Source organism: Kosmotoga olearia TBF 19.5.1, from assembly GCF_000023325.1.
In the GTDB taxonomy this organism is placed as follows: domain Bacteria; phylum Thermotogota; class Thermotogae; order Petrotogales; family Kosmotogaceae; genus Kosmotoga; species Kosmotoga olearia.
In genome coordinates this window covers 1,726,384-1,748,932 of the sequence record NC_012785.1, presented here as the reverse complement: position 1 = coordinate 1,748,932, position 22,549 = coordinate 1,726,384, and the positions used below count along the sequence as shown (strand labels likewise).

Below are 22,549 nucleotides of genomic sequence, written 5' to 3'. Positions count from 1 at the left end.
TTTTACTGGTATGAACGTCGTACAAAAATTAGCTTGATCAAAGCCATTAAAGAACCTATCCCATAAGAAACATGCAAACTAAGAAAAGTAAAGAAAGCCAATGGAAATGCCAGCAAATTTTTAAGTCTAAAGCTTATCTTCAGAGAAAAATACACGTTTAGCAACATATACAATCCCAATACAACCATATAAAGTTTAGCCAGGATGGGACTAAACATCGACAGAAAACATCCTAAAACCAAAAACAGAACAAAGAAAAGAGGGATTAAATGTCTAAAAGAAAAGGGTACTTTTGCAAACTTCGTGCTGTATATTACCCAGAAACCATTCGCAAAATTATTCTTCCACAAACTTGTAAAAGTATCTCTAGCATAATAATACGAACTTACTTGAGGTACCAACAAAGTTCTGGCTCCAATTCTCTTTAAACGCAGATTCATTTCGATATCCTGATTTCGCACCAAATTTTCGTTGAAGAGTCCGGCTTTATCAAAAAGTTCTTTTTTATAAAGCCCGTAAGCAACGGTATCAACATAAGATTCTTTATCACATCTGATTCTGTATTTGGCGCCACCAACACCAAAAGGATTACTCAATACAGAGGCTATTACCTTTGCTTTTATACTACTATTTCTGGGAAGTGTTATCATCTTTCCGCCGACAATCTCCGCTTTTTCTTCGACAATTTTTTGCGCACAGGTGGAGATGTAGTCTCTGGAGTATATTGCGTGGGAACTGGCAAGCATAATGATTTTTCCGGAAGCATTTTTAATACCTATGTTCAAAGCATTTGGTGTGTATTTATCCGGGTTATCATACAGTCTTATGTTTTTATAACGAGACATATACTCCTTTACAATTGTTCTCGTATTATCCTCACTCATTCCATCTACAACAATTATTTCAAACCTATTTTCAGGATAAGCTTGATCCAGAAAAGACTCTATGCATTTTCCAATAAAATTCTCTTCGTTTCTTACCGGAATAATAACTGAAACGGTTGGCAATTCCAAAGAAGACACTCCTTTTGATCGTTGTGAGCTATCTCTCATTAAAGCTATAAACAACAGAATCCCCTCTTCTACATTGAAATACCGAGGGGTTAGGTAAAGCCTCTAAAGAAATTATACATCACTATACATTAACTGAACTTTATATTCAAAATTGAACTGTTTAATTCCAAAATGACAAATTATCAAAAGCAATGGAGGAAAAAAGTGGGGGAGCGAGGAAATAGCGATGCTATTTCCTCTGAAGCTTCAACCCTGAAGCTTGGAAAGAGGCAGATTTTTCCTGTCTTTGAACGTTACTTCCAGGAGGTTGAGCTCTTCATCAGTTTTGATCCTGAGATCGTCTTTGGTTCTGAAGATTGTTTTTCTTTCTTCTCTCATCGCTTCTCACCTCCTTGATGATTTCACGCGTCGAATCCTAAATAATCTAATATAATAATACCACGAATTCGGGAGAAAATCAACGTATACCGGCGTATATTTCTTGTTACTTTAGTTAACGCCAGATAATCACACCCTACTATCCGTAATTGCGATTTCTATAATCCCATGTGTGCTCAGGGGTGAATGTGTTTACCTTCAGGATGGATGTATCAACTGAAATTAGAGTTGTTGTTATGTGCCTGAGGAACAAAAAGGGAGAGCGTTAAACGCTCTCCCTTAATTGATTCAATGGATTACTTCATCAGTACTCTGGCATCGGTGGGGTAGTTTCTTTCTTCTCTTCGGGTTTCTCAACAACAGCAGCCTCTGTTGTAAGTAGAATACCAGCAATAGATGCTGCATTCTGGAGAGCGCTCCTTGTAACCTTGACTGGATCGACGATTCCAGCTTCAAACATGTCGGTAAATTTGTCACGGAGTGCATCGTATCCATGGGACGGATCGTCAACAGAAAGAACTTTGTCAACGATGACAGCTCCGTCAAGACCGGCGTTAGCAGCGATCTGTCTCATCGGAACATCAAGAGACTTGTAAACGATCTTAACACCGATCTTCATGTCAGGATCTTCAACCTCATCGATGAGTTTTTCAACGGTCTTTTTAGCTCTCGCCAGAGCAACGCCACCACCGGCCACGATTCCTTCCTCGACAGCTGCTCTAGTAGCGCTGAGAGCATCTTCGATTCTGTGCTTCTTCTCTTTGAGTTCGGTTTCTGTTGCAGCACCGACCTTGATAACGGCAACACCACCGGCGAGTTTCGCGAGTCTCTCCTGAAGGGTTTCCTTTTCGTATTCAGATGTTGTCTGTTCGATCTGAGCTTTAATCTGACCTATTCTCTGTTTGATCTTTTCGGGTTCACCTTTTCCATCAACAATGATGGTATCGTCTTTCTTGACCTTCACCATTCCAGCGGTACCAAGATCATCAAGTGTGGCATTTTCAAGTGTAAGGCCGACCTCTTCACTGATAACAGTTCCACCGGTCAGGATGGCGATATCCTGAAGCATGGCTTTTCTTCTGTCGCCAAATCCAGGTGCCTTAACTGCGATAGACTCAAGAGTACCCCTCAGTTTGTTGAGAACCAGGGTAGACAGAGCCTCACCTTCGACATCCTCTGCGATAATTACGAGAGGTTTACCGGTCTGTGCGACTTTTTCAAGTATAGGAACAAGGGGTTTGACCGCAGAAAGTTTCTTGTCGGTGATGAGGATATAGGGTTCTTTTATAACAGCTTCCATCTTTTCGGGGTCGGTGACGAAGTATGGAGAGATGTAACCCCTGTCGAACTGCATACCTTCAACAAATTCCACGTAGGTTTCGAGGGTTTTGGAGTCTTCAACGGTAATAACTCCGTCTTCTCCAACCTTGTCCATCGCTTCAGCTATGAGTTCACCGATCTCGGGATCGTTGGCAGAAATAGCAGCAACATGGGCTATATCCTCTCTGCTGGAAAGTTTCTTGGACATAGAGCGGATCTCTTCAACGGCCTTGGTAACAGCCTTTTCGATTCCTTTTTTGACAAGTATCGGGTTAGCACCGGCAGCAACGTTTTTCAGACCTTCTTTAATCATGGCCTGTGCAAGAACTGTTGCGGTGGTTGTACCGTCACCGGCTATATCATTTGTTTTGGAGGCAACTTCTTTAACGAGCTGAGCTCCAAGGTTTTCAAACTTATCTTCGAGTTCGATCTCTTTGGCAATGGAAACACCGTCGTTCGTGATGGTTGGAGAGCCCCAGCTCTTTTCAAGAACAACGTTTCTCCCTTTAGGACCAAGGGTTATCTTAACAGCTTCTGCAACAGCGTCAACACCTCTTTCGAGAGACCTTCTCGCTTCTTCACTGAATTTAAGAATCTTTGGCATTCACACTACCCCCTTTCATTCTTCGACTTTGGCAAGAATATCATCCTGATCAATCAATATATAGTCTTCGTCATCGATCTTGATCTCAGTACCGGCGTATTTGGAAAATATAACCTTATCGCCAACTTTGATATCGATATCCTCGACGTCCTTACCAATTTCAATAACCTCTGCCTTCATCGGTTTCTCTTTGGCAGTATCGGGAAGAACAATACCGCCCTCTGTTCTTTTCTCTTCCTTTATTGGCTTGATGAGAAGTCTCTCTCCGAGTGGAATAACCTTCATACTGTTACCTCCTTTCGACTTTTATAAATTCTGATTTTTATAAATTAGCACTCTTTATATGAGTCTGCTAATTTAATGATAAACCAGACATAGTTATTCTTCAAGAACAAAAATAACGAATAACACGCGAATATTCTGTAATATGCGGAAATAAAGCCGATTATACTAGTAAAACTACGTATTTCTATTAAAAATGCAAGCAATCCTCTTAGTTTCATTTCTATGGGTTAATTGTCAATTTAAGCTCTTTCGAGTTTCAACATATTGGTAGTGTTAGCCTTGCCAAGTGGAACACCAGCAGTGATTATGAAATTATCTCCCGGATCAAGAAGGTCGAGCTTTCTGGCCTTTTCACTGGCAATCTTCACCATTTCGTCTATCGTTGAACCGAGCTCTAATAGCATGGGTGTTACACCCCAGACCATTCCAAGGCGGTGGTACGTATTCTTGTTTGGGGTAACTGCCAGAATGTGCGAACGTGGTCTGAAACCGGAAACGTTTATTGCCGTGTGCCCTGTATAGGTAGACGAAACGATAAGCTTTATTTTTAATGTTTCGCTTATATCCCACGCCGCGCGGCATATAGCGTCCGTATGGTCGTCGGTGACAACATCTTCGCGAGTCCATTGGAGAAGATAGGGGTGGGCACGAATATACTTTTCTGTGGACAATGCGGTTTTATGCATTACACTCACTGCTTCGATAGGATATTTGCCAACAGAGGTTTCGGCTGAGAGCATCACCGCATCGGTTCCATCGATTATTGCATTGGAGATGTCCGTGGTCTCTGCTCTTGTAGGAACAGGGTTTTCTATCATTGATTCAAGCATTTGAGTAGCTGTTATTACCGGGATTCTATTTTTATTTCCTGCGCGTATTATCTTTTTTTGAGCTATTGGAACTTCTTCCACAGGAATTTCGACACCAAGATCACCCCGAGCTACCATAAGACCATCTGAGACCTCAGCGATAGACTCTATTCTTTTTAGAGCCTGCACTGTTTCTATTTTCGAAATTATCGGAATGCTGCCACCAAAGCTTGAAATGATCTTCTTAGCTTCGATAACATCCTCGGGTTTCCTGACAAAAGACAGTGCAAAGTAGTCTACGCCTTCTTCGATGCCCAACTTTATAAATTCCTTATCCTTTAAAGTAAGAGCTTCTATTCCAAGATCGATTCCAGGAACGTTTATTCCTCTACGGTGCGTTATTTCCCCACCGTTAACGACGGTGGTTTTTATCTCTGTCTCGTTCGTTTCTACAACCTTCAACTTTATTTTTCCGTCGTTTACGAGGATGAAGTCTCCAGAATTAACTTCAGATGGTAGTTTTTTGTAACTTACACTCACTCGCTTATCATCACCAACAATATCCTCTGTCGTGAGAGTGAATAGGTCTCCTTTCTTAAGAACAACCGTATCTGAAGAAAAGTCTCCCGTCCTTATCTTTGGGCCGGCAAGGTCAAGTAATATAGTGATAGGCACAGCAAGTTCTTCACGAATTTTCTTAACTGTTCTAATTCTCCGACGATGATGTTCTAAATCATCATGCGAAGTGTTTAATCTCACCACATTCATGCCAGCTTCTATGAGTTTTTTTAACATATCGGGATTTTCTGTTGCCGGCCCAACAGTACAAACTATTTTCGTCTTCCTCATGGTGTCTCCTCCTACGATCCTACGAAAGGATTTTTGACATTTCTATTAGTTTTTCATCGATTTTTTTCTTCTCGGAAAGAACCTTTTTCAAAGGTATTCTTACCATCTTTCCTGATTGGAGGGCAATCATTGTGCCGAAGTCTTCTTCCTGAAGCGCCTTTATCGCTTCGTAACCCATTCTTGAAGCAAGGATGCGGTCAAAAGCAGTCGGAGAGCCACCACGCTGGACGTGTCCAAGAATGGTTATTCTCGTCTCATAGCCTATTCGATGTTCCATATGCCTTGCGACCGTATAGGCACTTGCCACACCTTCAGCAACCACGACAATGCAATTTATTTTCCCGCGTTTCCTTTCGTTCCAGAGTTTTTCCGCTATGGCATCATAATCTACCGGGATTTCCGGGATCAGTATTGCTTCCGCGCCCGTTGCTAATCCGGAAGCAAGAGCGATATAACCCGAATGCCTGCCCATAACCTCTACTATAAAGGCCCTTTCATGAGATGAAGCGGTATCTTTGAGTTTTTGAATGTTGCCAATAACGGTATTCAAACAGGTATCTACTCCGATACACATATCCGTGTGCGCTATATCGTTGTCTATCGTCCCTGGGATGCCGATTACGGGAATGTCATTTTCTTCCGAAAGAAGCATGGCCCCGGTGAGACTCCCTTCTCCTCCTATTACTACCAATGCTTCTATACCGTATTTTTTCAATATTTCTGCCGCTCTCTTCCTGCCTTCAGTGGTTTGAAACTCTTCGCACCTGGAACTCCTGAGAATTGTACCTCCCTTTTCCATAATCCCGCCAACAGATGCGTAGCTCATCTCTATGAAATCCTCGTCTAAAAGCCCGGAGTACCCTCTTTTAATTCCCACAATCTCTATGTTTTCAGTGACGGCAGTTCTCACAGCCGCCCTTATCGCAGCGTTCATTCCCGGGGCATCCCCACCACTTGTCATTACAGCAATTTTCTTTATCATTATTGATACCTCCTTGCGATAGTATTCGCATACTAAAATCTGGCGTGATTATAGCACATTAATCGCCTTATCTCATTTAAGCTAAGGCTTTATGTTGATTAACTAAGTTTATCGGTCGGTGCTATAATTAATCGGAAGTGAGGTGAAAGCCATGAAAAAGCTTAAAGAAGCTATTCAGCTCTATGAAGCAAAGCTGATCAAAGGCATTCTTGAAAATGAAGGAATTGAGGTGAGATTGCAACCTTCGGACATTGCATACACTGATACAATCTACTTTGGGGAAGGTTCAATCACGGATGTACTTGTACCCGATGAAATGTTGGAAAAAGCAAAGAATATTCTCAAAGAATATAGAGGAAAGGAGCAATAACCGATGGAAAAACTTAAAAGAACTCCTCTTTATCAAGAACATCTGCGACTGGACGCGCAAATGGTGGATTTTGCGGGCTGGGAAATGCCTGTGCAATATACCTCTATACTTGATGAGCATAACACGGTGAGGAACATAGCCGGGCTGTTCGATGTTTCTCACATGGGGGAGATTGAGATCACCGGACCAAACGCACTTATTTTTGCAGATTATCTTGTAACGAATTCCGTTTCCGGTTTAAAAAATGGCGAGATTTGTTACACACCCATGTGTAACGAAAACGGCGGCGTTGTAGACGACCTCCTTGTGTACAGGTTCTCTGAGGACAAGATCCTTTTCGTGGTTAATGCGGCAAATACAGACAAAGATTTTGAGTGGGTAAAAAAACACTCTGCCAGATTCAATGTCGAAGTCAAAAACATCTCTTCTGAAACAGCTCAGCTGGCCTTCCAAGGCCCCCGGGCGGAAGAATTTTTGCAGGAAATAGCACAGGTAAAACTCAGCGAAATTCCTTTCTATCATTTCACAGAAGGAAAGGTTGTTGGAATCGATTGTATCATCTCCAGAACAGGCTATACCGGAGAGGATGGGTTTGAGCTCTACACATCTCCTGAAGGGGCTGTTCCCCTCTGGCGAAAGATCCTTGAGATAGGTGCCCCCTATGGCGTTAAACCCATCGGGCTTGGAGCAAGAGATACATTGAGATTTGAAGCCTGTTATATGTTGTACGGTAATGAGCTCAACGACGAGATAACTCCTCTAGAGGCAGGCCTTAAATGGACAGTGAAGTTGGACAAAGATTTCATCGGAAAGGACAAACTTCTGAAGCAGTTGGAAAACGGCTTGGAATACAAGCTTCGCGGAATAGAGCTCGTTGAAAAAGGTATCCCGAGGCACGGTTACGAGGTGTACGCTGATGGAGAAAAAATTGGTTGGGTAAGCAGTGGAATGCTTTCGCCGACATTGAAAAAGCCAGTGGCCCTGGCCTATCTCAAGAAAGGATACTGGAAAAGAGGAACAGAAGTTGAGATTAAGATAAGGAGCAAGATGGTAAAAGCGGTTGTAACCAAAACACCATTTTATAGAGGTTCAGTAAAATCAAAAGGTTAATAAAAGGAGGTTATCTGTCATGAAAAAGTTTGCAAAGTCTCATGAATGGATTTCCATCGAAGGTGAAATTGGAACAGTAGGCATAACGAATTACGCCCAGGAACATCTCGGAGATATTGTTTATGTTGAACTTCCGGAAATTGGAAAAACTGTGAGTAAAGAAGAGGTTGTTTGTACGGTTGAATCTGTTAAGGCTGCAAGTGATATTTACGCTCCTGTATCCGGTGAAATTGTTGAAATCAATGAAGAACTTGACACGACACCAGAACTCATAAATCAGGATGCAGAAGGAGAAGGCTGGCTTTTTAAGATAAAGCTTTCAAATTCTGATGAACTCAACGAGCTCATGGACGAAGAGGAGTACAAGGCTTTTTGTAAAGAGGAGGAATGACATGAAAGAACGTCATTCTTACATTCCTCACACCCCGGAAGAAATAAAATCGATGTTAGAAACGATAGGAGTTCCCAGTATTGAGGAGCTTTTTTCAGATGTTCCGAAGGTTTTTGATTTTGAACTCGCTCTACCAAAAGGTTCGGATGAATTCAGTGTTTATCGTGAAATGAAATCTCTTGCCGAAAGAAATACAAATCTCGAACAACTGGCAGTGTTTCGTGGTGGTGGTATATATCATCATTACATTCCATTTGTAGTTCAAGCTCTCGCATCTCGAAGCGAATTTCTCACTGCTTACACGCCTTATCAGGCTGAGGTTTCCCAGGGGACCTTGCAAGCTCTTTACGAGTTCCAGACGATGATCGTTGAGCTTACAGGAATGGAAGTCGCCAATTCTTCTATGTATGATGGGGCAACAGCTGTCGCTGAAGCGGCTCTTATGGCCGTAAGGACAAATAGGAAAGATAAAATTATTGTTGCAAAAAATGTGCATCCTGAATATAGGGAAGTCATCAGAACCTATTGTTCTGGACAAAACATAAAGGTTGAAGAAGTCAACTTTGATAAAAACAGCGGGAATATCGACCTTGAAACACTCAAATCAAAACTCACAGATGATGTTTCCGGAGTAATTGTTGGTTATCCGAATTTTTTCGGAGTAATTGAGGATCTAAAAATTATTCGTGAGTTGCTTCCGGAAAAAGTTATGTTCATAGTTGTAGCTAATCCGATTGCACTATCACTTCTTGAGGCCCCTGGAAAGCTTGGTGCCGATATCGTTGTCGGTGAAGGTCAGCCACTGGGAAACCCTCCAAACTTCGGTGGCCCTGGTTTTGGTTTCTTTGCTACTTTGGAAAAATACATCCGAAAGATGCCAGGAAGAATCATTGGAGAGACAAAAGATACTGAAGGAAGAACAGGGTACGTTATGGTGCTTCAAACGAGGGAACAACATATCAGGAGAAGTAAAGCAACATCTAATATTTGTTCCAATCATGCCCACAATGCTGTTACTGCTGCCATATATATGAGTGTTATGGGAAAAGAAGGGCTTCGTGAGGTAGCTGAACAATCCTTCGCCAAAGCGCATTCGTTGAAAGAAAGATTACTGAAGCTCGAAGGAGTTACGGAGGTATTCAGTGGGCCATTCTTCCATGAATTCGTTATAAGTTTTAACAAAGATGTGGAATTTATTAATTCGGAACTCATGAAACATAAAATTCTCGGACCTTTGAATCTAGAGAAATGGTATCCAGAGATGAAAAGTTGTGCGCTTTTCTGCACCACGGAAGCTGTAAGAAATGCAGATATCGAGTTTCTTCTTGGACGTCTGGAGGAGATATTATGACTATATTCGAAAAATCAGTCACTGGAAGAACAGGATACACACTACCCGAGGAGAAAAAAGACGAAATTCGTCCTTCAGACTACATACCTGAACATCTTTTAAGGAAAGAATTACCAGGACTCCCTGAGTGCAGTGAAATAGATGTTGTTAGGCATTATACTGAGTTAACCAGAAAGAACTATTCAGTGGATAACGGATTCTATCCGTTAGGTTCATGTACCATGAAATACAACCCTAAACTCAATGAAAAAATCGCCGCACTCGAAGGTTTTTCGTTGCTTCATCCTTACGAACCCATTGAAAAAGTTCAAGGCGCTCTAGAGGTCATGTACAGGCTCCAAACTCTCCTTTCAGAGATTACTGGTATGGATGCCTTCACTCTTCAACCCGCTGCAGGCGCCCACGGAGAATTGACAGGAATGCTTATAGTCAAAAAGTATTTCGAGGTAAAGGGTGAGAATCAAAGAACAAAGGTCATCGTCCCGGATTCGGCTCACGGTACAAATCCTGCATCGGCTTCTATGGCCGGATTCCAGGTAGTAGAAATCAAGTCCAACGATAATGGAATAATTGATCTCGATAACCTCGAGGCTGCTCTGGATGAAAGTGTCGCAGCTATAATGCTTACAAACCCGAACACCCTGGGTTTGTTTGAAAAGGACATTATAAAAATTGCTGAAATGGCCCATAAAAATGGCACCCTCCTCTATTATGACGGGGCTAACCTGAACGCTATTATGGGAAAGGTCAGGCCCGGCGACATGGGGTTCGATATAGTCCATCTCAACCTGCATAAGACATTCTCCACACCGCACGGCATGGGAGGTCCAGGAAGCGGGCCGGTGGGCGTTAAAGGTCATTTGAAGGAGTTTCTCCCGATACCTGTAGTGGATTTAACAGACGAGGGTTACATCCTGAAAACCGATCTCTCACATTCTATCGGAAGAATTAGGAGTTTCTATGGAAATTTTGGCGTGGTTGTTAAGGCATTGGCTTATATTCTTATGCTTGGTAAAGATGGTCTAACCTATGCAAGTGAGATAGCTGTTCTAAATGCTAACTATCTCAGGACAAGGCTCTCTGAATTGATACCAACAGCTTATCCAGGTTTGTGCAAACACGAGTTTGTACTCGATGGCACAAAATTAGTCAAGGAATATGGGATCAAGACTCTCGACCTCGCTAAAAGGATGCTGGACTACGGTGTACACCCACCAACTATATACTTCCCTCTTATCGTTCATGAAGCCTTAATGATAGAACCAACAGAAACAGAAAACAAAGATAATCTTGACCATTTCGTTGAGGTGGTAAAAAAGATCCTTGAAGAAGCAAAAAAAGATCCGGAATTCGTTAAAAATGCCCCGTACAACACACCTATAAAACGCCTTGATGAAGTTACGGCTTCCAGAAAGCCAAAGGTAAGATGGATACCCAAAGAACAATAACCCAGGATGACGGGTTGAAAGATTTTAAGGTCTATGATATTATACTCACTGAACGAGCAGGCGTAGCTTCAATCGGTGGAGCGCCGCCTTGGTAAGGCGGAGGTTGTGAGTTCGAGTCTCATCGCCTGCTCCACCAAACAAGCCCCCGACCAGGGGGCTTGTTATTTTTCTATTTTTCTTATGAATTCCATCACAGACGACGAAACCTTTTCTTTTTCTACATCCATGGTAATTATATGACCACTTTCTTCAAGGGACACAAGCTTCCTCTTCTCCGATGAAATACCGTGGTATACAAGCTCTGCATTGCTATACGGTACGGTTCCATCTTTTTTAGAATAAACCACGAGACAGGGGGCTGTCACCCTTCTCAAATTCTTTCTAACCATTGCCATAAGTTTGTTCATTTCCCACGCCTGAGGTATAGGATCGGCATCATACGAAACAGTTTCAACGTTGCCCTTTGGGTCTTTTGGCCGAGTTTTGACAAAATACTTCATTAACCACGTTAGTTTTAAGTCCATTCTGTTCAGTTTTATAGGGGCAGCCAGAGGGAATATCCCATCGATATCACCAAATATCTCAGCTAACGCCAATGTAAGCGTTCCACCCATGGAGAGCCCGCCCACAAAAACTTTTTTGTACTTCGATTTCAAATCAATGTACGCATCGACTACCTTTCTCAGCCAATCCTGATACCTTGTTGTTAGCATATCTTCAATAACCGTACCATGACCGGGCAGCCTTGGGACATCCACGGAGTAACCGCTTTCGTTCAAACAATGAGCAAGTTCTTTGAGCTCAAAAGGGCTTCCTGTAAAACCATGAATCAAGAGAACAGCGTTATCATTGCCTTCCAGATGGATACTTTCCGCACCTTTCATTACTTTCGGAGTTCTCGAAAAATTAAACATTAACATCACCTCAAGCTATGCATCAGACTTGTTTTATTAGACTTGTTTTATTCATGTATTATACCTAACAGGTTCTTTAAATCCAACTTCCAAAAACTGCAAGAATCACCAAAACTACCAGGAAAATAAACCGCCTCATTCTCTCGCCTCTATGTTTTACCTTGTAAGAAATGTTGTGACAAATCGTTTGATATACATTCATTATACTAAAGTAACCTACTAATTCTGGCTAAAATTGTCTCCTATCCCGGATTCTTGTTTGTTTACAACTTTTTCCAAAAAAACTTTTTTGAACAAACAGAACAACAAATGCTCTGATTCTCCTTACTTACATCCTCCAAAACAGTGAAATGCGAGATATGAGTGGTCTTGTGTTAAAATTAGATTGACAAGTTCAGCAGGATTCTAAATTACTTTAAGGGAACCTGGCTGTAATGTAAGGAGGAGTGTTTTCCTTATTCAGGAAATGAAGAGGTGATACTTTTTGTTAGAGGTTACATATGGTTCCCGAATTATACTCGTAGGCAAAAGTCAGAAAGATGCAAAAAGGCTCCTGGAAGCCTTCCCGGATAGCTTTGATGTTAGATATATCGAAGAGATTAACGATGACCTATGGAAATATTCAGACCTTCTCGTGTTTGACTTTTTAAACACGGAAATCCTCCAAAAGTGCCGTGAAGGCAATGTACCTTATTTGTTCTTGCTTTCAGATATCGAAAAGGTAAAAAAATACAATTTAAAGACTTTTGAATACCTGATCAAAGGTCCCGGTTATTTACATTATCTCAGCAGTGTTGTTTTCTTCATGCTTGAGAAACAAGGTCTTGAAAGGAGGCTGAAATTCGAGAAAGAAAAGTATTTTAATCTCGTTAACAGTATGGGCTGTGGTATCCTTGTGATAAGAAAGAGAGATCATAGGATTATTTTTTCTAACCGTGTCGCCCAGAATATCCTTGGATATTCTGAAGACGAGCTCTCCAGAATGGTCTTTGATGAATTAACAACCAATGTCAAAACAATAAAAAAACTCAATTCCGGAAGCATCAAATGTTTGGAAACTACCCTGAAGACCTCTTTAGGCGATATACGCTATGTTAGGTGCAACACTTCAGAAATGGTCTATGGCGCAGAGGTTGTCTCACAATTCACATTTATGGATATAACCCAGGAAAAAAGGAATCGCGAAGAAATCGCCTTTCAGTGGAATTTTCTGGACAATGCCGAAGAAATAGCCATGGCGCTTGATAAAGAAGGAAAAATCGTTTATCTCAACCAATTCGCGGCGAAATCCCACGGATACGAACTCGAAGAAATGTTAGGCACCCCTGAAAGATTGTATTTAAAATTTACTGAGAAAGAGCTTGAAGAACAAAAGAACATCCTTAGAAAAAACAAACGATGGGAAGGCGATGAATGGCGGATAAAAAGGAATGGCAGTCTCTTCATTACGAGTACCAAAAGGACTCTAATCGAAACTGAGCTGGGGAAACTTGAGCTTGTAGTCGCAATGGATGTAACAGAAAGAAGAAAGCTTCAAGAAAAACTGGAACTGCATTCACTGATTCTGAAGAATGTGAGAGAGGTTGCTTTTGCTTTAGATATTAATGGTAGACTTATATACATGAACGAAGCCGCCGAAAGGTTCTTTAAGGTGGAGTTCGACAGCGTTTATGGATTACAGGCAGAAGACATAAAACCCAAACTTTTGAAAAACTTCATAACGCTTGTGTGGAAAAAGAAAGAAATTACCGATAACGAACTACTGGAAGTGGTCGACGAAAAGGGCACAAAAATACTCATTGAATATTCCTCACAAATAGTTAAAAATGTTCAAGGAGAAGAAATTGCGGTTGTTTTCGCCATAAGAACAAACGAACATCTGAACAAATTACTTGGCGAACTCCTAAGGAAATCTGACTTGCTGTATCATATGCAACAAATGCTGGTTGCTGTGGATCTTGAAGGTCGTATTATTTACGCTAACAACCAGTGGCTCAAACACAATGGATTCACGGATTTATCCGAGGTTCATGGAAAAAAATTAGTACCCAATTTCGTGAAGATAACTTTGAAAGAAAGAAATCTTGTAAAGAAGGAAATCTCTAGCAATGGCTTCTGGAAAGGCCGGCTTATTCATTTATTCGGAGGCAAAAAATCGTACTCAGTCGATACAATCATCGTCCGTCTTAAAAATGAGGAAGGATATTTTATGGCTGATGTTATTATTATTCCTCTAAAAAGAAAAGAAAAAGAGGATTCGGAGGGAAACTATGAGACAGGAACAGCTAAAGAACATGGATGAGCTCCTGCTATTCAAAAAAATAAAGCGTGCGGTAGAAAAAGAAAAACTCGAGAGTCTGGTGGATTTTCTCGTAAGGGAAATGAAATTCAGGATCTGGAAAAAGAGTTATGTGGAGTGGGACAGAGAAGGGAGCAATCTGAAATCGATACCCACAAACCATGCTCTTCTGGTTCTTTCCGCTTCTTTCGAGATAGGAGAACATTATCCGGAACATCTTTTCCTTGCTCTGTCTCAGGCGATTTACAATATACGAGAGCGATATCTATGGGAATACACAAAACCTGAAAAATCAACCAGTGCCGACGGCGAACTCGAAGAATTTGGAAGGGCTTTGTTTTATGGCCAGACCCCGGAAGCCGTAGCGCTTTTCAAAAAACTTCAGGGAGAGGCAATCGCATTAAAACCGGAACTCGAAGATCTCCTCTTTTTCTTTGGAATAATCGAAGTGGAAGAAACAACCCGAAGGCAAATGAGAAATCTCGGCCATAAAGCTATAGCTGTTGAGAAAGCCTATAAACTCGTGATAAAGTGCCCGAAAAATGCTGACTATTTCTACGACTGGATGGTTAGATACCTTTCTTCACAACCGGTCATTCTTCCCCTTTATGATGAGTTAACCGCGAACTACACGTTAAGCGACAAATGGTGTGGAAATGCCATGAGGTTTGACGATGACGTGTTTGAATTGATCTACGACGGACTGTATCACAACAGAGGAATAATAACCACAATGGAAAAGGCTTTGAATGCTGGATATAGCCCGGACTCCGTAAGAAAATCCCTGGCGTTATCGGCGCTCAGGTTCATGATTGAAAGGCGTATTGATTCGACCTTTTATTTCATCCATCTCTTCAATTATCTACACGCAAGTGAGCAATACTTCCAGAGACACAGAAACCTACGTTCACTACAGGCCCTTTTCGTTCAAGGATTGTATTGTGAGAGGGTTCTAAACGAACGCTGTGGGATGGGTAACGACCAGCAAAATTACGAAGTTACAAGTAAAGATGAACTCGTCAAGGAGATTTTGTCGATAGACGCTACCGTATCAGGAGGTCATGATTTAAAATTCTTATCTTCGGTGCTGGAAGAAATGAAGACCGCTCCGGCATGGGCCGAAGAATACTATCTCAAAGCACTTACAAAACATCTTTCTCTCGCCAGAAAAAGCCACAAAGTTCTGGAAATCCTCCAGAAACTCTAATCGCACAGTGTTAGAAGCTTTTTCATGACTCTCGCAAATCCAGCTTCATCGTTCGAAGGTGCAATGACATCGGCAGCCTTTTTTGCTCTTTGAGTGGCATTTGCCATAGCAATAGAGAATCCACAACGTTCAAAAAGCGAAATGTCGTTATCATTGTCCCCAAAAGCTATTAATTTTCCGATATCGATCTCCAGGTGTTTGCAAAGAATCTCCAGGGCTTTCCCCTTCGAGACCCCTTTGGGAACAATATCAAGATATGTACTGAAAGACCTTACAAAATCGACTTCAGGAAAAATTTCGCTGAACTCCAATCTGAGGTTATCAATTTGCTCTGAAGGAGCTATCATCAAAAGTTTAATGGTCGGGTGTTTAGAAAGATAATTTGTCAAATCTTCAACAACCATAAAATCAACACCAGAATGTGAAGCATAGGATCGAGCTTCTTCACAGTCTTTTGGAACAACTAACCTGTCGTCAACATATGCTTGAATATACATATTGTTACTCAAGGCACGCTCAACGATCCTTACAGCAGTATCCTGTAAGAGTACCTGATTAAAGATATTCTCACCATTCACATACACAACAGCACCGTTATACGCGATTATGGGATAAGCCTTATCAGAGATTTTCGATATAAAATTCTTCACAGAAGTAAGCATCCTACCACTGGCAAATATCACTCGTAAGCCTTTAGCCTCAAGTTCTCTGAAAACTTCAAGGTTTTCTATCGGGATCTTCTCTTCGCTGTCTATAAAAGTTCCATCTATATCGATAACGACACCATTAATCACCGTTTTCACCATCCATAAATGTTGTATTATAATCGTTAGTTATCGGCATTCGCCAATCTTTTCCAAAGGCCCTCCTTGAAATTTTTATTCCAGGTGCCCCCTGCCTTCGCTTATATTCATTTTTCTTAAGCAGCTTTAGCGTGAAGTTCACAGTATTATTATCGAAACCATGTTCGAGTATTTCATTGGCTGAAAGCCCTTCCTCTATAAAAAGTTTCAGGATTTTATCCAGTGTTTCGTATGGAGGAAGTGTGTCCTGATCTGTCTGGTTTGGCCGGAGTTCAGCCGAAGGCGGTTTTTCAAAAACTCTTCTGGGGATTATCTCGGTTTTCTTAGTACGGTTGAAATAATCTGCCAATCTATAAACGTCCGTTTTGTATACGTCTTTAAGGACGGCAAAGCCTCCAGCCATATCGCCATAAAGGGTGGCATACCCCGTAGCCAGTTCGCTCTTGTTGCCGGTTGCCAGAACAAGCCAGCCGAATTTGTTAGAAAGTGCCATAAGGATGTTGCCTCTTATTCGTGCCTGTATATTTTCTTCCGTTACATCCTGTTCTCTTCCTTTAAAAGCATCAGAAAGCGTTCCAAGATATGAATGATAAATCGCAGTTATAGGAACGGTCAGGGTTTTTATCCCGAGATTCTTTGCAAGCATTTTGGCATCTTCAATGCTCGTGTTGGAGGTGTACTCTGAAGGCATCAACACACCAACAACGTTTTCCCTTCCGAGTGCCTCAACGGCTATACAAGCTGCAAGAGAAGAATCCATACCACCACTGAGACCGAGGGTCACGGTACTAAAACCATTTTTCTTTACGTAGTCTCTCAAACCAAGGACAAGCGCATTGAAAATTTCCTCTATGCCTTCCGCTATCCTGTGAGAAGTCAAAAACTCGATGTTATCACGAAGTGTGAAGCTTATTTCCTTTTCTTCCAGTTCAGCATTCGCTTTGAAGCTTTTCCGCTTTCCTTCATAAAGATTGTATCGAGTTGCGATATCGAGGTCCAGATCCGTAATGAACAGTTCCTCCTCAAACCCTCGTGCTATGAAGCTCCTTCCGTCTGGCAGAACAACCGCGCTCAATCCATCGAAAACAAGCTCGTCCTGGCCTCCAACGAGGTTGCAATAAGCGATTGCACAGGAGTATTCTGAAGCGCGTGTAGATAATAATTCCAAACGTTTTCTTGACTTTCCGGCAGTGAACGGAGAAGCGGAAAGGTTTATTATGAGGTTTGCCCCGAATATCGTTTGTTCATTTATTGGCCCTGAAGGGACCCAGAGATCCTCACAGATGTTCACGCCAATGCGGAGGTTTTTGTTTCTCAGAATTAAAGCCTTTTTTCCGGCCGAAAAATATCGCTTTTCGTCAAAAACTGAATAATTTGGGAGATGCATTTTGCGATAAACAGCGACTTTTTCTCCGTTATGAAGAACCGCAGCGGCGTTGTATATCTCAAAGTCAAAATCAACGAATCCTAAAATCACAAGAAGTTCCTTATCTATTGTATATTCTCTGACCTTTTCAAGAGCTGAAAGATTATCTTTTATGAACCCCGTGCGCAGAACGAGATCCTCTGGGGGATAACCAGTAATCGCCAATTCCGGAAAAACAAGAATGCTAACTCCTTTTTTCTCTGCAAGATCTATGTATTCATTTATCTTCGTTACATTACCTTTCAAATCCCCAACTGTGGTGTTGATCTGTGCGAGTCCAAGTCTAACTATCATTTGAACAAACCTCCCAGATGTAGTTAAAATGATTTATAAGCCTGTCTACAATCTCTTTCAATTCAATTATAACAATGATTTCTCGATTTCTTTCCCAGGCACTTAAAGTGAGATTGGCGGAACCAAAAATCGCGGTTTTTCTATCGATAATTATTATCTTATCGTGAACCCTCCACTCGTTGGGGTTGACTCTCACCCGCATTCCCGTTGTTACCCATTTGAAGACGGGTGAAGAATTTTTGTTCCAGGAATCAATAACCCCTTTCACCTCGATCCCCTGAGCGCTTTTGAGTTTTAAAACGCTGAGGATCTCGGGATCTGTAAAAGCATAAGATAAAAAGAGAATCTCGTCTTTTGCATTTGTAAGCTCTTCAATAACCCGCTTCTTGGATTCCGGTGCAGGGGTAAGATAAATTTCAATACTTTGGAAAACATCGAAATAATTATTTCCAGAAATGACCGCCGAATATATTTCAGTGAACGCTTGTACAATCTCCTCATTATCAGTTATTATGAACACATTGGAATCATCAACCAGTCCAGATTGAGAGAAGTTCCCGGTTCCAAAAACAAGAAAACTGTTGTCTACCAGTAAAAACTTAGCGTGAATCAACGCTGAAGAACTGTCAGTGAGTAATTTGAATTTAGGTTTTTTTGACAGTGTCCTCGTAACAGAAGAATCGTCAACAATTGCCTCAACAAAAACGCCTCGCTCAACTGCATCATTCAATGATTCGATTATCCTGTCAAGATCAAGGGAATAAGCTACCAAAAGAACTGTGCTTTCGGCCGTATCAATAAGCTTCACCAATTCGTAAGGTACATCACTATTTTCTGTGGATACAACCCGCCATGTTGCGTTAGTGATTGAAACCAAAAAAAGTATGAAGATGAACAGAAACAGTTGTCTTTTCATATAGAATCACCTTAAATTAAGAAAAAACGGGGAACCAGGTTCCCCGCTGGTGGAGTCGAAGGGATTCGAACCCTCGGCCTTCACAATGCCATTGTGACGCGCTCCCAGCTGCGCTACGACCCCACTTCGTCAAAGATTATACACTACACCAATTATAATTTCAATAGCCTTTACCCTTATTTTATCTTTACTTTCGAGCGTCCGAGCCAGGTAATGACAACCGGTGCCGCTATGTGCAACGAAGAATATGTACCGACTACAACACCTACCATGATTCCAAAGGCAAAGGGTCTAAGAACTTCTCCAGAAAATATAAAGAGCATCAGAACGGCTGTGAACGTTGTCAAAGACGTATTCAAAGATCTAACGATAACCTCGTTGATGCTCCTGTTGACGATTTCCTCTATGCTTTTCCCTCTAAGCTTACGGAGATTTTCCCTGACCCTGTCATATACAACAATAGTATCATTAAGAGAATACCCCAGCAACGTTAGAAGTGCGGCAACCACAGGTGCGTTTATTTCTATGCCAAAGATACTATAGAAACCGAGTGTTATGAGTATATCGTGAACAAGAGCGATAATTGCACCAATACCAAAAGAGAACCTGAAACGTATTGTTATGTAAAGCAATATAAGAGCAACAGCAACGATAACCGCTGTCCATGCATACCCTTTGATCTCCTGAGCAGCGAACCCTGAGATTCTGTTTACCGAAAGAATATTGCTGCTTTTTACTCCCTTTGAAGTAAGCGCTTTAATGATATCCTCTTTGAGCCCCTGCTCATTTTCCGAATTGACAACAATAGAGAACCTGGCAAGCTGATCAGAACTACCTTCTTGAGTTAACGGCTTCTGCTTGATGATTCGAGCAGATTCAAAGATGGGATTCACGGAACTCAAAAGTCCTCTCATCTCGCCGACAGACATTTCTAAATCTGAAACTGTAACGCTGATCTCTATACCGCCGGTGAAATCCACGCCGAGGTTAAAACCCTTAGTGAACACCATGACGAGCGTCAATGCTACAAGCACCAATGATAGAGTAAGGAATCCCTTTCTTTTACCAACAAAATCAAAGTTGTATCTCATCTTTTATCGCTCCCTTCACCGCCGGTAGCCTTTACGTAGCGTGCAGCATTGATGCTTCCGGCCATTCCAACGAGCATTGTTCTGGAGGCAACCAGGTTAGTAAACATTGCGCCTAAAACTCCAATTATGAGCGTTACAGCAAATCCCTTAACTGTTCCCGTTCCAAAGTAAAGAAGCACGAGACCGGCAAGAATTGTGGTCAGATTCGCATCAAATATCGTCCAGAACACCTTGTTGAAAGCACTATCAACAGCATTTTCAGGTGTTTTTCCAACTCTGAGTTCTTCTTTGATTCTCTCAAATATGAGAATGTTTCCATCCACGGTCATACCTATTGTAAGGATGATACCCGCAATACCAGGAAGCGTCAGGATCGATCCGGTCAACGCAAGCATTCCGAAGAGAAGGAGCGAGTTATAAAGCAAAGCAACATCAGCAACGAGTCCCATCAAGCCATAGACAAGCACCATGTAAATCATAATGATAACCAGGCCAGCAAGCCCGGCCCAGAGGGCTGATGTTATTATGTCCTTACCCAGAGTAGGAGAAAGTACCCTTTTGTTGAAAGGTTTAAGCTCAACTGGCAGGTTTCCACTGCTGACAAGTATGGCGATCTCCCTGGCTTCATCGATCGTTTGAAGTCCTTCAATAACTGCCTTTCCATCGGAAATCGTTGAAGAGACGATCGGCGCAATGATAACTTTATCATCTAGAACAATCGCCAGTCTTTTCTTTATATCGTTCTCGGGAAGTCCCGATTTGGAAGCTGTGATATCTCTGAAGGTATCTCTACCGTCTCTATTGAACTCCAGAGAAACCATGAACTTACCTTGACCGGGTTGTGGTCTCGGATTTACCAGTGCCTTCGCATCAGTAATGGTACTTCCATCGAGCTCTACATATCTTCCACCGATGTTTATTTTAGGACTTATATAATACCATATCCTGTTTTCAACACCGTTTTCGATCTTTCCATAATGAAAGCTTTTGGTCCAGAAAGGCTCGACTCCTTGAAGTTTGAGTTTGCTTATCTCATAAGCCATTCCAGAAGGCATACCTGGTGTTGCATCTGACGTCTCGATGGCAAGAACATCAGCAAAGTACAATTTACCCGTTTGCCCAACGAGTTTTTCGGCTTTTTCGATATCGGTTATCCCTGGTATCTGCACACGCACCCTAACAGAAGGCACCTCTTCGCCAAAGCTAATACTTGCAACAACCTTCTCAACGGTCGCTTCAGTGAACCCGGCAGCATCAAGCCTCTTTCTAAGCACTTCCACAACTCTATCGGCTATTGTGCTTTGCTCTTCTTTAGGAGTGTCAGTTACCAGAGCATACTCAAGCAGGGCTCCACCTTTGATGTCAAGACCCAATCGAATGTTGGAAGTAATTAGCGACAAAAAAGAACCTCCAGCCGTTTCTCCACGAGGTATAACCAGGGGAAGAAGCGCGAGAACAATAACAATTACAACAACAATGAGACGTTTTTGGTTTGCTCTCATATTGTTTTGTCCGATAGTCGGACAGAGCACCCCCTTTCGAAATATCAGAAATACTTTTTTATGAACCCTTACTCCTGCTTTCTTACTGAATTCCAGGATCTATGTCCGTTGGGGTTCCTTTCCCGAGAATAGCCGTCACGGACCTTCTGGCAATGTCTATCTCTGAACCATTGCCAGTTTTTATCCTTACGGTATTTTCCTTGATGTTTGTAACTTTTCCGATGATTCCACCAACGGTGATTACCCTGTCTCCAACCTTCAATTTGGACATCAGTTCCTTAAATTTCTTGTCCCTACGCTTTTGTGGAAGGATAATCATGAAATAAAACAAACCAATCATTATTACCAGCCACACAATTATACCGGCAAATCCACCTGTGGCACCAGTCGGAACTGGCGATGTGGTCTCAGGAGCAGCGGGACCATAGGCAACAAAACCCAAAATAGGGAACATTTTCTTACCTCCCATTCTGTTCATTCTGTTAGAACATCGTGAACATTTTACCAGAAGAATCTTACCAATTCAATACAGCTTATCGTCTGCCAAATTGAAATCAGCATTGTTGCCACTAAAGCTGTGATATAATTTGGGTTGAATATTCAACAACATGAAAGGAGGAATAAATAATGAAAAATATGCTTCTGAAAGATGCTGAAGAGCGCATGAAAAAAAGCACAGAAAAAATCTCTGAAGAGTTCAGCCATATGAGAACCGGAAGACCTTCGCCTGCAATCCTCGAGGAAATCAAGGTGGATTATTATGGCGTTCCTACCCCCATTAATCAGTTAGCAACGATAAATGTTAGTGAGGATAGGTCTTTAATCATCAGGCCGTGGGAAAAGAACATGCTCTCCCATATTGAAAAAGCTATATTGGCCTCTAATCTGGGATTGACCCCCATCAACGATGGTAACGTTGTGCGACTGAATTTCCCCATTCCGACAACTGAACAGAGGGAAAAATGGGTAAAACTGAGCAAAGAGATCGCTGAAAAGGGAAAAATAGCGGTCAGGAACATCAGGCGTGACGTTCTAAAGGAAGCTAAAGAAATGGAAAAGAACAAGGAAATGACAGAAGACGATCTTCGAAGATTTGAGGAAGAGCTCCAAAAGTTGACCGACAAATACGTTGAAGAAATGGATAAGCTTTTTGAGAAAAAGAAAAAGGAAATCATGGAGTTTTAAAG

At 41.7% G+C, this 22,549-nt stretch carries 21 protein-coding genes and 2 tRNA genes; 9 read left to right on the top strand and 14 right to left on the bottom strand.

The features are described 5' to 3' along the window. Positions 1-2: 2 nt before the first annotated feature. The 6 genes from KOLE_RS08215 to pfkA form a co-directional block, all read right to left on the bottom strand. On the bottom strand, positions 3-1,022 hold the full coding sequence (locus tag KOLE_RS08215; protein ID WP_237697560.1) for a glycosyltransferase family 2 protein: 1,020 nt from the start codon (positions 1,020-1,022) through the stop codon (positions 3-5). Between the two features lie 237 nt (positions 1,023-1,259). Then, positions 1,260-1,391, bottom strand: a complete 132-nt coding sequence (locus KOLE_RS11830) for a hypothetical protein (protein ID WP_015868963.1) — start codon at positions 1,389-1,391, stop codon at positions 1,260-1,262. Between the two features lie 304 nt (positions 1,392-1,695). Beyond that, entirely contained in the window at positions 1,696-3,315 is a 1,620-nt protein-coding gene (gene groL, locus KOLE_RS08210) for a chaperonin GroEL (RefSeq protein WP_015868962.1), read from the bottom strand. A gap of 15 nt (positions 3,316-3,330) precedes the next feature. Beyond that, the gene (gene groES / locus KOLE_RS08205) at positions 3,331-3,600 is read right to left on the bottom strand and encodes a co-chaperone GroES (RefSeq protein ID WP_015868961.1); all 270 of its coding nucleotides are present in this window, start codon (positions 3,598-3,600) and stop codon (positions 3,331-3,333) included. A gap of 239 nt (positions 3,601-3,839) precedes the next feature. Then, positions 3,840-5,258 carry a pyruvate kinase gene (pyk, locus tag KOLE_RS08200; protein ID WP_015868960.1) on the bottom strand — a complete coding sequence of 473 codons (1,419 nt, stop codon included), beginning with the start codon at positions 5,256-5,258 and terminating at the stop codon, positions 3,840-3,842. A 19-nt stretch (positions 5,259-5,277) separates the two neighbouring features. Beyond that, positions 5,278-6,237, bottom strand: a complete 960-nt coding sequence (gene pfkA / locus KOLE_RS08195; protein WP_041289001.1) for a 6-phosphofructokinase — start codon at positions 6,235-6,237, stop codon at positions 5,278-5,280. Between the two features lie 154 nt (positions 6,238-6,391). Between pfkA and KOLE_RS08190 the strand changes: the two genes are divergently transcribed. The 6 genes from KOLE_RS08190 (at position 6,392) to KOLE_RS08165 (ending at position 11,043) form a co-directional block, all read left to right on the top strand. Continuing rightward, positions 6,392-6,610, top strand: coding sequence for a putative signal transducing protein (locus KOLE_RS08190; protein ID WP_015868958.1), 219 nt, complete (start codon positions 6,392-6,394; stop codon positions 6,608-6,610). Positions 6,611-6,613: 3 nt separating this feature from the next. Next, entirely contained in the window at positions 6,614-7,720 is a 1,107-nt protein-coding gene (gene gcvT / locus KOLE_RS08185; RefSeq protein WP_015868957.1) for a glycine cleavage system aminomethyltransferase GcvT, read from the top strand. Positions 7,721-7,739: 19 nt separating this feature from the next. Further along, entirely contained in the window at positions 7,740-8,111 is a 372-nt protein-coding gene (gene gcvH, locus KOLE_RS08180) for a glycine cleavage system protein GcvH (protein WP_015868956.1), read from the top strand. 1 nt (position 8,112) lies between these two features. After that, positions 8,113-9,462 carry an aminomethyl-transferring glycine dehydrogenase subunit GcvPA gene (gene gcvPA / locus KOLE_RS08175; RefSeq protein WP_015868955.1) on the top strand — a complete coding sequence of 450 codons (1,350 nt, stop codon included), beginning with the start codon at positions 8,113-8,115 and terminating at the stop codon, positions 9,460-9,462. Next, complete coding sequence (gene gcvPB, locus KOLE_RS08170) at positions 9,459-10,910, top strand: aminomethyl-transferring glycine dehydrogenase subunit GcvPB (protein ID WP_015868954.1); 1,452 nt, start codon at positions 9,459-9,461, stop codon at positions 10,908-10,910. Before gcvPA ends, gcvPB begins: the two co-directional genes overlap by 4 nt. Before the next feature lie 56 nt (positions 10,911-10,966). After that, positions 10,967-11,043 (top strand) — tRNA-Thr (locus tag KOLE_RS08165). Between the two features lie 28 nt (positions 11,044-11,071). Here KOLE_RS08165 and KOLE_RS08160 read toward each other — a convergent pair. Further along, on the bottom strand, positions 11,072-11,824 hold the full coding sequence (locus tag KOLE_RS08160) for an alpha/beta hydrolase (protein ID WP_015868953.1): 753 nt from the start codon (positions 11,822-11,824) through the stop codon (positions 11,072-11,074). 484 nt (positions 11,825-12,308) lie between these two features. Between KOLE_RS08160 and KOLE_RS08155 the strand changes: the two genes are divergently transcribed. Next, positions 12,309-14,126, top strand: a complete 1,818-nt coding sequence (locus KOLE_RS08155) for a PAS domain-containing protein (protein WP_015868952.1) — start codon at positions 12,309-12,311, stop codon at positions 14,124-14,126. Next, on the top strand, positions 14,095-15,330 hold the full coding sequence (locus KOLE_RS08150; protein WP_041288723.1) for a hypothetical protein: 1,236 nt from the start codon (positions 14,095-14,097) through the stop codon (positions 15,328-15,330). Before KOLE_RS08155 ends, KOLE_RS08150 begins: the two co-directional genes overlap by 32 nt. On the opposite strand, the gene KOLE_RS08145 is transcribed toward KOLE_RS08150, so the two are convergent. The 7 genes from KOLE_RS08145 to yajC all read right to left on the bottom strand — a co-directional run bounded on the left by KOLE_RS08145 (position 15,327) and on the right by yajC (position 21,816). Further along, entirely contained in the window at positions 15,327-16,124 is a 798-nt protein-coding gene (locus KOLE_RS08145; protein WP_015868950.1) for a Cof-type HAD-IIB family hydrolase, read from the bottom strand. The two genes, KOLE_RS08150 and KOLE_RS08145, sit on opposite strands and share 4 nt — an antisense overlap. After that, on the bottom strand, positions 16,117-17,853 hold the full coding sequence (locus KOLE_RS08140) for an NAD+ synthase (protein ID WP_015868949.1): 1,737 nt from the start codon (positions 17,851-17,853) through the stop codon (positions 16,117-16,119). Before KOLE_RS08140 ends, KOLE_RS08145 begins: the two co-directional genes overlap by 8 nt. After that, positions 17,843-18,769 (bottom strand): phospholipase D-like domain-containing protein, encoded by a 927-nt coding sequence (locus tag KOLE_RS08135; protein ID WP_015868948.1) that lies wholly within the window; start codon positions 18,767-18,769, stop codon positions 17,843-17,845. The genes KOLE_RS08140 and KOLE_RS08135 overlap by 11 nt, the downstream gene beginning before the upstream one ends. Before the next feature lie 47 nt (positions 18,770-18,816). Next, positions 18,817-18,892, bottom strand: a tRNA-Ala gene (locus KOLE_RS08130). A gap of 53 nt (positions 18,893-18,945) precedes the next feature. Continuing rightward, the gene (secF, locus tag KOLE_RS08125; RefSeq protein WP_015868947.1) at positions 18,946-19,860 is read right to left on the bottom strand and encodes a protein translocase subunit SecF; all 915 of its coding nucleotides are present in this window, start codon (positions 19,858-19,860) and stop codon (positions 18,946-18,948) included. After that, a complete protein-coding gene (gene secD, locus KOLE_RS08120; protein ID WP_015868946.1) occupies positions 19,857-21,362 on the bottom strand; it encodes a protein translocase subunit SecD in 1,506 nt (501 codons plus the stop codon). Before secD ends, secF begins: the two co-directional genes overlap by 4 nt. Before the next feature lie 82 nt (positions 21,363-21,444). Further along, complete coding sequence (yajC, locus tag KOLE_RS08115) at positions 21,445-21,816, bottom strand: preprotein translocase subunit YajC (protein ID WP_015868945.1); 372 nt, start codon at positions 21,814-21,816, stop codon at positions 21,445-21,447. A gap of 173 nt (positions 21,817-21,989) precedes the next feature. Here yajC and frr point away from each other — a divergent pair, with 173 nt between their 5' ends. Further along, positions 21,990-22,547, top strand: coding sequence for a ribosome recycling factor (frr, locus tag KOLE_RS08110; protein WP_015868944.1), 558 nt, complete (start codon positions 21,990-21,992; stop codon positions 22,545-22,547). The last annotated feature ends 2 nt before the right edge of the window (positions 22,548-22,549 follow it).

Excerpts from the sequence above, each read along its gene's own strand:
- gcvPB (WP_015868954.1), top strand. The coding sequence starts at position 9,459 with ATGACTATATTCGAAAAATCAGTCACTGGAAGAACAGGATACACACTA.
- secD (WP_015868946.1), bottom strand. The coding sequence starts at position 21,362 with ATGAGAGCAAACCAAAAACGTCTCATTGTTGTTGTAATTGTTATTGTT.
- gcvH (WP_015868956.1), top strand. The coding sequence starts at position 7,740 with ATGAAAAAGTTTGCAAAGTCTCATGAATGGATTTCCATCGAAGGTGAA.
- groL (WP_015868962.1), bottom strand. The coding sequence starts at position 3,315 with ATGCCAAAGATTCTTAAATTCAGTGAAGAAGCGAGAAGGTCTCTCGAA.
- pyk (WP_015868960.1), bottom strand. The coding sequence starts at position 5,258 with ATGAGGAAGACGAAAATAGTTTGTACTGTTGGGCCGGCAACAGAAAAT.
- KOLE_RS08140 (WP_015868949.1), bottom strand. The coding sequence starts at position 17,853 with ATGATAGTTAGACTTGGACTCGCACAGATCAACACCACAGTTGGGGAT.
- gcvPA (WP_015868955.1), top strand. The coding sequence starts at position 8,113 with ATGAAAGAACGTCATTCTTACATTCCTCACACCCCGGAAGAAATAAAA.
- groES (WP_015868961.1), bottom strand. The coding sequence starts at position 3,600 with ATGAAGGTTATTCCACTCGGAGAGAGACTTCTCATCAAGCCAATAAAG.
- KOLE_RS11830 (WP_015868963.1), bottom strand. The coding sequence starts at position 1,391 with ATGAGAGAAGAAAGAAAAACAATCTTCAGAACCAAAGACGATCTCAGG.
- yajC (WP_015868945.1), bottom strand. The coding sequence starts at position 21,816 with ATGTTCCCTATTTTGGGTTTTGTTGCCTATGGTCCCGCTGCTCCTGAG.
- secF (WP_015868947.1), bottom strand. The coding sequence starts at position 19,860 with ATGAGATACAACTTTGATTTTGTTGGTAAAAGAAAGGGATTCCTTACT.
- KOLE_RS08160 (WP_015868953.1), bottom strand. The coding sequence starts at position 11,824 with ATGTTTAATTTTTCGAGAACTCCGAAAGTAATGAAAGGTGCGGAAAGT.
- gcvT (WP_015868957.1), top strand. The coding sequence starts at position 6,614 with ATGGAAAAACTTAAAAGAACTCCTCTTTATCAAGAACATCTGCGACTG.
- KOLE_RS08150 (WP_041288723.1), top strand. The coding sequence starts at position 14,095 with ATGAGACAGGAACAGCTAAAGAACATGGATGAGCTCCTGCTATTCAAA.
- KOLE_RS08190 (WP_015868958.1), top strand. The coding sequence starts at position 6,392 with ATGAAAAAGCTTAAAGAAGCTATTCAGCTCTATGAAGCAAAGCTGATC.
- frr (WP_015868944.1), top strand. The coding sequence starts at position 21,990 with ATGAAAAATATGCTTCTGAAAGATGCTGAAGAGCGCATGAAAAAAAGC.
- KOLE_RS08135 (WP_015868948.1), bottom strand. The coding sequence starts at position 18,769 with ATGAAAAGACAACTGTTTCTGTTCATCTTCATACTTTTTTTGGTTTCA.